General features: G+C 47.6%; 10 protein-coding genes. 7 read left to right on the forward strand and 3 right to left on the reverse strand.

Going from position 1 to position 12,832, the window contains the following annotated elements:
• Positions 1-190: 190 nt before the first annotated feature.
• From L4C42_RS13890 to fabB, 3 genes are all read right to left on the reverse strand, one after another.
• Complete coding sequence (locus L4C42_RS13890) at positions 191-1,204, reverse strand: aspartate-semialdehyde dehydrogenase (RefSeq protein ID WP_353498287.1); 1,014 nt, start codon at positions 1,202-1,204, stop codon at positions 191-193.
• Positions 1,201-2,334: a 4-phosphoerythronate dehydrogenase gene (locus tag L4C42_RS13895; protein ID WP_353498286.1), complete on the reverse strand. Its 1,134-nt coding sequence runs from the start codon at positions 2,332-2,334 to the stop codon at positions 1,201-1,203. The genes L4C42_RS13890 and L4C42_RS13895 overlap by 4 nt, the downstream gene beginning before the upstream one ends.
• Before the next feature lie 242 nt (positions 2,335-2,576).
• Positions 2,577-3,788: a beta-ketoacyl-ACP synthase I gene (fabB, locus tag L4C42_RS13900; protein ID WP_353498285.1), complete on the reverse strand. Its 1,212-nt coding sequence runs from the start codon at positions 3,786-3,788 to the stop codon at positions 2,577-2,579.
• A gap of 175 nt (positions 3,789-3,963) precedes the next feature.
• Between fabB and mnmC the strand changes: the two genes are divergently transcribed.
• The 7 genes from mnmC (at position 3,964) to dgcN (ending at position 12,804) form a co-directional block, all read left to right on the forward strand.
• Complete coding sequence (mnmC, locus tag L4C42_RS13905) at positions 3,964-5,967, forward strand: bifunctional tRNA (5-methylaminomethyl-2-thiouridine)(34)-methyltransferase MnmC2/FAD-dependent 5-carboxymethylaminomethyl-2-thiouridine(34) oxidoreductase MnmC1 (RefSeq protein WP_353498284.1); 2,004 nt, start codon at positions 3,964-3,966, stop codon at positions 5,965-5,967.
• Positions 5,968-6,172: 205 nt separating this feature from the next.
• A complete protein-coding gene (locus L4C42_RS13910) occupies positions 6,173-7,249 on the forward strand; it encodes an ABC transporter substrate-binding protein (RefSeq protein ID WP_353498283.1) in 1,077 nt (358 codons plus the stop codon).
• Entirely contained in the window at positions 7,246-9,069 is a 1,824-nt protein-coding gene (locus tag L4C42_RS13915) for a GGDEF domain-containing protein (RefSeq protein ID WP_353498282.1), read from the forward strand. Before L4C42_RS13910 ends, L4C42_RS13915 begins: the two co-directional genes overlap by 4 nt.
• A gap of 143 nt (positions 9,070-9,212) precedes the next feature.
• Entirely contained in the window at positions 9,213-10,286 is a 1,074-nt protein-coding gene (locus L4C42_RS13920) for a DUF4056 domain-containing protein (RefSeq protein WP_353498281.1), read from the forward strand.
• Between the two features lie 3 nt (positions 10,287-10,289).
• Positions 10,290-10,664: a diacylglycerol kinase gene (locus tag L4C42_RS13925; RefSeq protein ID WP_353498280.1), complete on the forward strand. Its 375-nt coding sequence runs from the start codon at positions 10,290-10,292 to the stop codon at positions 10,662-10,664.
• 133 nt (positions 10,665-10,797) lie between these two features.
• On the forward strand, positions 10,798-11,691 hold the full coding sequence (locus tag L4C42_RS13930; protein ID WP_353498279.1) for a LysR family transcriptional regulator: 894 nt from the start codon (positions 10,798-10,800) through the stop codon (positions 11,689-11,691).
• Between the two features lie 108 nt (positions 11,692-11,799).
• Complete coding sequence (gene dgcN, locus L4C42_RS13935) at positions 11,800-12,804, forward strand: N-acetyltransferase DgcN (RefSeq protein WP_353498278.1); 1,005 nt, start codon at positions 11,800-11,802, stop codon at positions 12,802-12,804.
• Positions 12,805-12,832 lie beyond the last annotated feature (28 nt).

The following is a 12,832-nucleotide window of genomic DNA, read 5'->3' on the forward strand; positions in this document are numbered from 1 at the left end:
TAGCTCCAAAACTATAGGTCAGCCTTTAAAAAACTTGATTCAAGCATGATATCGGTACCAATTTCACATTGGTTAACAGTATAAAGGCCCCTAAAAAGGAGCCTTTGATTAAAAAGTAACAGCAATGGTGCATAAAGCACCACTCAGTGCCTCGCAGACAGCGCAGAACAAGAGAGGGGCGTTCGACCTATTAGAAGTAGTCGCGAATCAGTACTTCTGCAATTTGCACCGCGTTAGTCGCTGCGCCTTTACGGACGTTGTCTGCTACAACCCACAAGTTCACACCACTGTGGTGGCTTATATCATTGCGAATACGACCGACCATCACATGATCTTTGCCGCCCGCATCACGAACTTGAGTTGGCATATCTTCACCATGGAAGACTTCAACACCTTCAGCTTGCTCTAGTAATTGCACCACTTCCTCTGCAGAAATAGGCGCGCTCGTTTCTAGATGCACGGCTTCTGCATGTCCATAGAATACTGGCACACGAACACAGGTTGGGTTAACCATTAGGTTTGGATCGTTGAAGATCTTTTGCGTTTCCCACACCATTTTCATTTCTTCTTTGGTGTAGCCGTTATCCATGAACTGGTCAATTTGTGGAATACAGTTGAACGCAATTTGTTGGCTAAATGCTTTGGGTTCAACAGGTTTGCCGTTTAGTAGCATTGCTGTTTGACCTGCCAGCTCATCAACACCGCTCTTACCTGCACCAGAAACCGATTGGTAGGTGGTTACGTTGATGCGCTCGATACCAACCGCATCGTGAATCGGTTTAAGCGCAACCAGCATTTGAATTGTTGAACAGTTAGGGTTCGCAATAATGTTGCGGTTTCTAAACTCAGCAATTGCTTCTGGGTTCACTTCCGGTACCACAAGCGGTACGTCGTAGTCGTAGCGGAAGTTCGAAGAGTTATCGATTACGACCACACCTTCATCTGCCGCGATAGGCGCCCATTTTGCTGATTGCTCACCGCCTGCAGAAAACAGTGCGATATGGACTTGTGACCAATCGAAGTTCTCTACGTTCTCAACTTTCACTGTTTTACCGTTGATACGATAAGTCTTACCTTCACTGCGCTCACTCGCAAGTAGGTAGATGTCACCCATCGGGAACTCACGTTCTTGTAGCACTTCGACCATAGTTTCACCTACAGCACCTGTTGCTCCAAATACAGCGATATTAAATTGTTGGCTCATTTAGTTACCTCGATTTGAAATCCTAGTTCTGCTAATGGAGCGAGATTACAAGACTCGTCACCCTTAACAAGGACAGCGCCATACTCGCGTCTATCCCAATAAAGTTTACGCATTTTATCGAAGCCATTTTCGCTGTGAATTTCACGGCGGAAAATCGCATCGTCCTTGCGTACATCATAGATTATCTGCGTCATACTGTGCAGCGTTGCTTCATCCCACGCACGATCTAGCGTCAATTCTGGGATTGGAGCAACGGGTAAAAGTGCATCAGGGTTTGCACGTTCAGATACTCCCAAAAACTCACAGTAGCTGTTAAAGATCATGGTCGTACCACGTGCTTTGCCTTCAAGACCGTAGCCCGCTATGTGAGGGGTCGCGAACGTTAACAGAGGTAGTAGCTCAAAATCAACCACTGGTTCAAACTCAAATACATCAAGAACGGCAGTAAATCCATCTTGCTTGAGTAAGCGCTGTTTGAGTGCCTGGTTATCTACAACAGGACCACGCGCAGCATTGATTAAAATTTGGTCTGCACGAAAATTATCAAGACGCGCCTGGTTGATTAAGTGATGCGTTGGATATTCACCCTCTCGAGTGATCGGCGTGTGCATAGTGACGACATCTGCCTGCTCTAACAGAGTATCAAGCTCAGTAAAGACTCTTTGGTCGCCTTGCTGCTCATTGAGTGGGTCATTAAGTAGAACCTTGATTCCAATGCCTTGTAAGCACTTTTGCAGGTAGCTACCTACCTGGCCACAACCAATGATACCCACTGTTTTATCAAAGATAGAGAAACCTTGCTGCTGAGCAATAACCATCAAACTACTGATAACATACTCGGCCACGCCCACTTTGTTGCAACCTGGAGCGGCAGTAAAGAAAATACCTCGCTGCTCTAGAAGCGCTTGGTCAACATGATCCATTCCCGCGGTTGCGGTGCCAACGAATTTAAGCTTATTGGCCTTTTCTAAAAGCGCTTCATTAACCTTAGTGATCGAGCGAATCATAAGCGCATCAACATCAACAAGATCGTCAGCCGTTAACTCGCGGCCAGGTTTGGCGATCACTTCTCCGAGTTGGCTAAACAGCTCAACGGCATAAGGCATTGCCTCATCAACAATAATCTTCATGGGAAGTTCCAAAGGGGTTGTCCTTACAATAGGCTGAATTGTGCAAGATATAGCAGCATGTGTCGAGTAGGTGGGAAAGAAAGATAGTGCATAGCAAAATTCAGGTACAAAAATGCCCAGCCATTTGGCTGGGCAAGATCCAGAACAAAAGGATTTTAACCCGCTCTCCAGGGATTAAAACTTGCGTCTGCGACTGGTTTTCACCAGTCAGCTCTGGAAATCATAGAACTGATTAGCCAGGGTTAACCTTGGTACTTCTTCAGTACTAGTGTTGCGTTCGTGCCACCGAAACCAAAGCTGTTAGACATCACCGTGTTTAGCTCTTGCTCACGAGTTTCAGTGACGATATCTAGGCCTTCTGCCGCTTCGTCTAGCTCATCAACGTTGATGCTTGGTGCAATAAAGCTATGGTGTAGCATCAGCGCTGAGTAAATCGCTTCGTGTACACCTGCCGCACCTAGCGCGTGACCAGTCATTGCTTTCGTTGCTGAGATAGCAGGACTGTTGCCGCCAAAGACTTCTTGGATAGCGCCAAGCTCTTTAACATCACCTACTGGCGTAGATGTGCCGTGAGTGTTCACGTAATCAATCACCTCAACATCTTGCATTGCCATCTTCATACAACGCACTGCGCCTTCACCAGATGGTGCTACCATGTCGTAGCCGTCTGATGTTGCACCGTAACCCACAACCTCACCGTAGATTTTTGCGCCACGTGCAAGAGCGTGCTCGAGTTCTTCAACAACAACCATACCGCCGCCACCAGAGATAACAAAACCGTCACGGTTCGCATCGTAAGTACGTGATGCTTTTTCTGGGGTTTCGTTGTATTTAGTAGACAGTGCACCCATGGCATCAAACATCATAGTTTGTGACCAATCTAGCTCTTCACCACCACCAGCAAATACGATGTCTTGCTTACCAAGTTGGATAAGCTCCATCGCGTGACCGATACAGTGAGCTGACGTTGCACATGCTGAGCTCATTGTGTAGTTCACACCACGGATTTTAAATGGTGTTGCCAGACACGCTGACACAGTTGATGACATAGTACGAGGTACCATGTAAGGACCAACACGCTTCACGCCTTTGGCGCGTAGTGTATCCACTGCAAGTGTTTGGTTAAGTGCAGACGCACCACCAGAACCTGCAACGATACCTGTGCGGTCATTTGAAACTTGATCGTCTGTCAGACCTGCGTCTTCGATCGCTTGCTCCATTGAAAGATATGCGTACGCCGCTGCGTCGCCCATGAAGCGCATTTTTTTACGGTCGATATGCTCAGCAGGGTTAATTTTCAAATCACCCCAAACTTGAGAACGAAGGCCCATCTCTTTGAATTGCTCAGAGGCGTTAATACCAGAACGGCCTGCTTTAAGAGACGCTAAAACTTCTTCAACGTTGTTACCGATGCTCGAAACAATACCCATACCGGTAATTACGACTCGTTTCATGTGACATTCCTATAAATTCATAAACGGCTAAATGATAACGAAGATACAGGATAAAAGTGGTCAGCTTTCCCATAAATTCGTACAATTCGCATCAATAAATGCTATCGATGCCCCACTAAATGTAGTTGTGATAACTTTCTACCTAGGGGTATAACACGAGATAAGTGTCAAAATTATGACTTCCATCACTCATGCGCAACTCGACTGGAATGAGTCGGGCACCCCGGTATCCGATCAATTTGACGATGTTTACTTCTCCAATGTCAATGGTTTAGAAGAAACTCGTTACGTATTCTTGAAGCAAAACCGACTTCCAGAGCGTTGGCACGATTTCGAGCAGCCGCGTTTTGTCATTGCGGAAACAGGATTTGGCACCGGACTGAACTTTCTCGCAGTATGGCAGTGGTTTGAACAATTCAGACAACAAAACCCAAACGCGGCGTTGCAAGAGCTGCACTTTATCAGCTTTGAAAAATACCCATTATCTCAGCAAGATCTGATCAAAGCACATGAATCTTGGCCGGAGCTGGCAACCTATGCCAAGCAGCTGCAAGCCCACTACCCTATCGCCGTGCCAGAATGCCACCGAATTGTGCTCGCTGATGGCGCCATCACACTCGATCTCTGGTTTGGTGACATTAAAGACTGCCTACCAAGCGTGCCAACCCCATCACAAGGCGTTGTCGACTGTTGGTTCCTTGATGGTTTCGCGCCTAGCAAAAACCCAGAGATGTGGAATCAAGACCTCTTCAATGGCATGGTGAAACTTGCCAAACAAGATTGCACCTGCGCCACGTTCACCGCTGCCGGATTTGTCCGACGCGGTTTGATTGAAGCGGGCTTTGAGATGAAAAAAGCCAAAGGCTTTGGCACCAAACGCGACATGATTGTTGGTCACATCGCACAAAAGCAGCCTTATAGTAACTATGAACCTCTTTACTATCGCAGTGAAAAACCGCGTCCACAACACGTCGCCATCATCGGTGGTGGTGTTGCCAGCGCAACCTTAATCGCCGCATTAGAGAAGCGTGGCATTCAAACCAGCCTGTTTTGCAAAGATTCACAACCGGCAGAAGGTGCGTCTGGCAATCGACAAGGCGCCGTCTACCCACTCCTCAATGGCGAACATCGTGGCGTGTCACGCGTCTTCGCACCCGCGTTTTTATATGCGAGACAATTCGCCGAACAAGCGGCAAACCAATTTGATTTTGACCATGATTGGTGCGGTGTCACGCAGCTCATGTGGGATGAGAAATCAGAGCAAAAGCTTACACGTATGCTCGAAGGCAATTTCCCAAGCGAGCTCATTCATCAACTCGATGCAAAGCAAACCAGCCAAGCGATTGGCGTAGCCTCGCCGCACGCTAGCGTTCATTACCCGCTAGGGGGATGGCTTTGCCCGGCTGAGTTAACTCAAGGCCTTATTCGCCACTACGCAAACAGTGGCAAACTTAGCGCGCATTTCAACGCTGAAATTGATTCGATTGAGCAAGTCGATAACGGTCACTGGCAAGTTAATGGTTCTAACTTGCCAGTGAGCCCAAATTTTGATGCCGTCATTATTGCCAATGGTCACGAGTTTAGCCATCTTGCTCAAACCAAAGCGCTGCATCTGACCGCAGTAAAAGGACAAGTCAGCCACATTCCAACCACAAAAACACTCGAAGCGATTAAGTCGGTTTTGTGTTACGACGGCTATATGACACCTCACAATCCAAACACCATGACGCACTGTATAGGCGCCAGTTACGATCGTAAGCACATCAATACCGACTTTGATTCGACAGCCCAGCAAGAAAATGGCGACAAACTGAAAGCGTGCGTACCTAATGTAGATTGGGTGAACGAGGTCGACACCAGCGACAAGCAATCGCGCCAAGGGATCCGTACGGTCAGCCGAGATCATTTGCCGTTTGTCGGCCAAGTGGCCAATTTTGAAGCGCTCAGCCATGCTTACGATGAGCAAGGCAGTCAGCTCCTTCAATTAGCTCAGCACCCTGAACTTTACTGCATGTTAGGTCTTGGCTCACGTGGGCTCAGCTCAGCGCCACTATTGGCCGAACTGCTAGCTTCCGAGGTTTGTGGCGACCCACTGCCACTGCCAGTCGATGTGCTCAATGAGCTTCATCCTTCAAGAACCTGGATAAAACGCATTAATAAGGCTAAGCCACTAAGCTAAGTTTCAAAGCGAATATAGAGGGTGCCCGGCACCCTCTAATTTCTTACCAGTTAGGCACCAAACTGCATATTACCCATTTACTTTCCCCCTGATATCCAACGTTTTATAATTGAGACTCCTGCCTCATTCATGTGATTTCACTCACAACTATTCGACGTTTTAACAAATCACTTCCATAATTTTCTCTAACACAGGGAGTGTTGTTATGAGAGCGATTTGGGCGCTTTGCGTCTACTGTTTATTATCAGGCACAGCCATTGCAGCAAAAGGCGACAATACGCCGCATCAAGCTGATAGCCGAGTGTTGTTCGTAAACCCCGGGTTTGCGCAAGAGAGCTTTTGGCATGATGTCGACCTCTATGCACAAGCGGCGGCAGATGCTTTGGGCTTACAGCTCGAGATCATCCATGGTAAACGTGACCGACTTCTCACCCGTCAAGAGCTTGTCGAAAGATTGCAGCAAAGTCCCACTCCGGATTTTGTCATTCTCGTGAACGAAAAAGGGGCAGGACTCGCCTTGCTGGAGTCCATAACGTCGCCACAAATCAAAGTTACTTTTGCACTCAATGACTTATCATCCAATGACAAACGACTTGTCTCCAACATACCTGACTGGTCCAAGCGTCTACTACCTGGGGTATTTCCAGACAACTATCATATCGGGTTTGTCAGTGCACAGGATCTGTTTGTTAAAGGCAGAGGACAGCCGGGTGACTTTCTACTCATCTCTGGTGATAAAACCACTCCTGCATCCAACAATCGAGAGGCAGGGGCAACATCATTTATCATGCAAAATGAGAATACTTCCTTAGCCCAACGCGTGCACGGAGACTGGTCGGAATCCATTGCCTATGAACAGACCAAAATCTTGTTGAATAGACATGACAACGTACGCTACCTATGGACAGCCAACGATCACATGGCGTTTGGCGCGATTAAGGCCATCGAAGAAGCCAATATCCCAATCGGCAGTGACATCTTTGTTGGGACAATCAACACATCCAACCAAGTGTTAAACGCATTGGCACAGGGCGAAGTCTCCTCTCTGGCGGGAGGCCATTTCACCGCGGTGGGTCTGTCGTTAGTCAAAATCCATCACTATTTGCACAATGAACCTTGGCCACAGCGCACCAAATACAATTTGTTCCAACCGGTACTTTATCCCTCTGAGTTCTACAACATATTAAAAGATAAAGACTGGCAGCGGATAGATTTCCGAAAAATCGACATTCAACAAAACCCTATCGATCCATTTGTACCCAAGTCTGAGGAGCTCAAGTGACATCGCTCCCTATGAAAACACTCAGACACAAAATCATCGCCATCATGGTGGTGGCGACCGGTTTATTGGCGTTATTAAACATTTCAATCCAAGCCTACGTCGACTATCAACAAGAAATGAAGCAGGCCGAAGATAATACCCTGCGCCATGTACGCTCCCTGTATTACCCGATTTCAGAGGCGCTTTGGGATCTGGATCTTCGTCAACTGGAGCAACTGCTAATAAGCGTCAGTAAAGACAGCAACATCCAGAATATTCAGCTCAAAAGTACCGATGGCACCATGCTCGATGCCAACGTATCCGAACCGTTAACTTCGACGACTCACAGCTATGATCTACGCCACCACGGTAGAATGCTCGGTACCTTGTCCTATCAAATTGACGACTCAAAGATTCAAGAAGAAGTATTATCTCGGTTAGCATTAGGATTTCTTTTAAACACCCTAGAAGCCTTAGTGATCATCGCCATTGTTGTGGTGGTGGTTTACTCGCTAGTCACTAAACCGCTTAACGAGCTTTATACGATATCAAAAACCATCAACCCTCAAACGTCGAGTAAATTAAAGCTGCCCAACAGTCTGACTCAGCGTCAAGATGAGCTCTCCTACGTTGCGAAAGCACTGCAAAACCTCAATAACGCTTCAAGGCGCGCGATAGCGGCACAAAGACGTACAGAGCGACAACTGCTTCATCATCAGAATCAACTCGAGCAGAGCATCGAGATTCAAACCAAAGCCTACAAAACCCAAAGTAAGCTGCATCGTATCCTCGCCGATATGTCACTCAATATTCTGACCTGCAGCGAGGACAACATGGCGACAGTTATGTACCGTGCATTTGAGCCCATAGGCCGTTTGCTCGACATCGACAGACTCAGCGTACTCACTATTGACGACAATATTGCGCACTATCGCTATTCATGGCGAGCAGATGGGAGTAAAAACCCTTACCTCGAGGGGTTCAATATCGGCTCGATGGCATTGCTGCAACGTCGTCTACTTTCTCTAGAACCTATTGTGATTAATGACATTGAGTTTCTAAAGAGCCAAGCGGATTCTGAGTACAGCATGATGAAGAAGCTAGGAATCGATTCGGTAGCCATTTTTCCCCTGATCGATGGTAAAGCGATATTTGGCCTTCTTATTGCTTCCAATATCCATGGCGCACATGACTGGAGTGACACGCAGCGAGCCATTTTAAGTCGGCTTTCAACCACAGTCAGTGAAATGCATCTGCGGCTACGCAGCCAAAAAGAAATGACCGCGCTGCAAGAGGAACTTATAGAGGCCAATCAACGTTTACACATCGCCGCAGAAACTGACGAGCTAACTGGGTTGCCGAATCGCCGCCCATTCATGAGCGAGCTTGAACATCATACTCATAGCCTCTTTGTCAGTAGTATTACTACCATGATGATTGATGTCGATCACTTCAAACAATACAACGACCTGTACGGTCACGTTCAAGGTGATTTTGCGCTGCGTTATGTGGCCAACACTTTAAAGCAAGTGCTTGTACCTTGTGGTCATATGGTCGCGCGTATTGGCGGCGAGGAGTTTTGTGCCCTGCTGGTCAATGTCTCAGCTCAAGAAGCCATGACCTTGGCGGAAAAAATGCGCCAAGAAATAATATCACTCAACATTCCACATTCAGGAAACAATCCGTTCAACGTGCTATCGATTTCTGTTGGCGTTGCTCATCAGCTCGCCGAAGAACAGCTAACAACGCAGCAATTATTGGAAAGCGCCGATGCTGCTTTATACAGAGCAAAACAAAACGGGCGAAACCAGGTTCAATCTGAGCCGTCAAACCTTGATTAGCGAATTGGCAGCAAATGGTAAATACTATTTATTCAAACGGTTATTATCCTCACGACAAATTATTGCATTTTTTTGACAAACCGCAGGTGCGTACACTGCACAATCTTGCGCTTTTTTGTTCCACTCACTGATTTGGTTCACCTATGACAAAAATACTATTGCTACTGAGTCTTACTCTGACCGCTGCAGCGCCAAGCTTCGCGGATTCCGAGACCGTACCAGTAGGGATCAGACCATGCTGCGCCTTTGGAACTGGCCTTAAAGCAGAGCTAGGAAGCGTCCCGGTTCCTTTCTACTCGATCAAGAACGTTCTTAATACCGAAGATGTCGATGCGCACGTATTCAACGATGGGTCAGCCAGTGTTGTCGGCAGCCTATTTGGCGCATCTGACGAAGTGAATGGACTCATTTTCACCAATAAAGGCGGCTTTATTGATACCGCACACGTCAGAGATACCGCGGATTTTGCCTTCTATTTATATCGTTCTCTTAAGCAGCGCAACAGCGACAACTATCAAGTGAACCTTACGCCTGAACTGCGTGACCGTCACATCGTATTTAATAACCTAGACCAACTAGACACAGAACAAGACGATGAAGCCAAACTAGCCGCACTGCTCGCGTTTCGTCTTGCTCAATGGCATGAAATTGCACAATGGTACGGCCTAGTTTCTGTGGGCGGTTTTAAAGAGTATCCATCGGCGTTTTCGCCAGAAGATCTCTACTCGAACATGCTCGGTGCACTCATCGCCTATGAGATTTTGCGAATTAATCCAGACATTACCCAAGATGCGTTCATCGTTCTGATGCCGGAGTATTTCCGTAAGCACCTTAAGATGCTTGACGCTCAAGATGAAGACACCAGTATCGAAAAGCTTAAAGAGATCGATGGCATCTGGTGGGACAGCAGCAAACGTCTGCCAAACAAATGGGTGGTGAAAACGCGAGATTATCACTTTAGTTTGAATTTGATTCCAAACGTGGTTTCTAACGGCACACCGCTGAGCTTATCTGAGTTTGCTAAGCTTGAGCAATACGGACAATTGCAGTTGGTAAAAGCTGACAATATTCAATCGTTTGATATACTGCCGGCGTCATTGAAAGATAAAACCGTTTGGACTCACGAAGAGTTCCAAGCAATTGGCGACATTTCTAAATCTGTTGATGATAAGCACGAGAACAATCGTAACGACGCACTTACTTTAAAGTTGAACTAAACCATGACTGAGATTCAAAAAAATACTGGCATTAAGCGCGTTATTTACGCCGCTCGTTACTCTTGGTACGGCCTCATTGCTGCTTGGAAAAACGAAGCGGCATTTCGCCAGGAATGTGCAGCGCTGATCTTTGCAGTCATCATCGCAGCTGTGTTAGATGTCTCTTTGTTCGCTAAAGCCGCCCTCGTGGGCAGTGTTATCTTTGTCATGATTGTTGAATTGATGAACTCTGCGGTGGAAGCCGTGGTAGACCGTGTCGGGCTTGAACGTCACGAGCTATCGGGGCGTGCAAAAGATCTCGGCTCAGCGGCCGTGTTTCTAGCCATTGGCCTCGCCATGATGGTGTGGGGCTCAATTCTCTGGACTCATTTCAGCTAACACTCACTTCCCAATAGCAAATACCATTGGGTAGAAGAAACAGATAGGCTTGATCATGTCGCGATCAAGCCTTTTTTCGTTCTGTTGTTTGCATTACAGTGATTGTTAATGAGTTAGCGCCTTTGGAGCCACTGTGAATCTTCGACAATTGGAAGTCTTCTACGCCATCATGCAAGCCGGAACGGTATCGGGAGCTGCCAGAAATCTGCATGTTTCCCAGCCCAACGTGACGCGCGTATTGGCTCACACCGAACAGCAACTTGGCTTTTCACTGTTTGAACGCATTAAAGGACGGCTAGTTCCGACTCAAGAAGCGCAGACACTGCTACCTGAAGTGGAAAAGATCTATCGACAGCTTGGTCAGTTCCAAACTCTGACCAACAAAGTTAAAGCTGGACATCAACATATCCGTATTGGTGCACCGCCGGTGCTAGCCACTAAGCTGCTCACCCCTTTAGTGTCTGAGTTTGCCCAGAAAAACGCCTGCTCTATTGACCTCACTACGGGTAATCACGCCGAACTATGTCAGGCGCTGCTCGACAATGAGCTCGATCTTGCCATCACGTTTGGCCGCGAAACACCTGCGGGCATATCACATCGCCTTTTACTGCAGCAATCTATGACCGTGCTCCTTAGTCGTGAGCATCATAAAGCGCTGAGTCCCGAGCTCTCATCACTCTCACTTTCAACATTGCTTCATAGTGACATCGGCATAATTGCACTCGATGAACGCGATCCACTAGGCATGCGCTTGCACGATTCGATAACCGCTCACAAAGCAAATTTTACGCCGACATTTCGCGTCAGAAGCTACAGTGCAGGCGCAGAGCTTGCCAAACTCGGCAGCGGTATCGCCATTGTCGACCCTTGGACTGCGCAGCAATATGCGCTTGAACCCAATCTCATGCGTGTCGCGTTAACTGACAACATTGATTGCTCCGTATCCCTTCTTTCCAGTGATGTTCACCCTATGTCGATTGCCAGTAGGCAGTTTCTAGAAACGCTTTCGGAGATCACCAGCCCATAACTTAATGTTATAGAGGACACACATTAGAGTATTCGATTGTGCTCCTCGTCCTCGCTATCTTGATAGCTCTGATTCACCAATCATTTATCAAGATTCATGAGGGACGATATGAACATTGCTCAACCTTACCTACTTTTCCTTGGGGACGTGACCGACCCTCTAGCAGCAAAAACAGCGCGCGGCATCGTTAAATGGCGACCAGATGCCTGTTTGGGTGAGTTACGACTGACTGAGCAAACAGTATCACTCGGCCTTGAGCCTCTATCATTGGCAGACGCAAAAGCGATGGGTGCTAAGACACTGGTTATTGGCACAGCGAATGCCGGTGGTGTTATCCCGCCAAGTTGGGTCGAAACGCTTGTACAAGCGGCGCAGCTTGGGTTTGATATTGCCTCTGGCATGCATCAACGCCTTGGTGATATTCCCGAGCTCGCGTCACTTGCTACCCAAAACGCCATACAACTGTTTGACGTTCGGCATTACGATGCTCAGCTTGATGTTGGCACAGGCAAAAAGCGCCAAGGAAAACGCCTCTTGACCGTCGGCACAGATTGTTCGGTTGGCAAAATGTTCTCCGCTCTCGCAATTGAAAAAGCCCTTGTCGATCAAGGCTGCCAAGCGCGCTTTAAAGCAACCGGGCAAACCGGCATTCTAATTGAAGGCCAGGGCATTTCGGTCGATGCTGTGGTCGCAGACTTTATTTCTGGTGCGGTTGAAAAGCTGAGCCCGAGCTTTACCGAACATGAGTGGGACATTATTGAAGGCCAAGGTTCGCTGTTTAACCCTTCTTTCGCTGGCGTAAGCTTAGGTTTACTCCATGGTGCTCAACCCGATGCGCTGGTACTGTGCCATGAAGTCGGACGCGAGCACATTCGTCACTTACCTCACGCGGCTCTACCAAGCATCGAGCAAACCATCGAGGCCAACTTAATGGCAGCGCGAGTTACTAACCCTGCAGTGCAGTTTGTTGGCATTTGTCTCAACACCTCAAACATTTCTGGCAAAGAAGCGAAAGCGCTGTGTCTAGAATGGAGCGAAGAATTCGGCATGCCCGTCACCGACCCTGTTCGATTTGGTGTCGATGCAATCGCAGATCGTGTTCGCTCACTTTAACCCTGACTACAGTAAGGAAGCTCATTAC

The sequence above is a fragment of the Vibrio wakamikoensis genome (assembly GCF_050337275.1).
Classification (GTDB): Bacteria; Pseudomonadota; Gammaproteobacteria; order Enterobacterales; family Vibrionaceae; genus Vibrio; species Vibrio chaetopteri.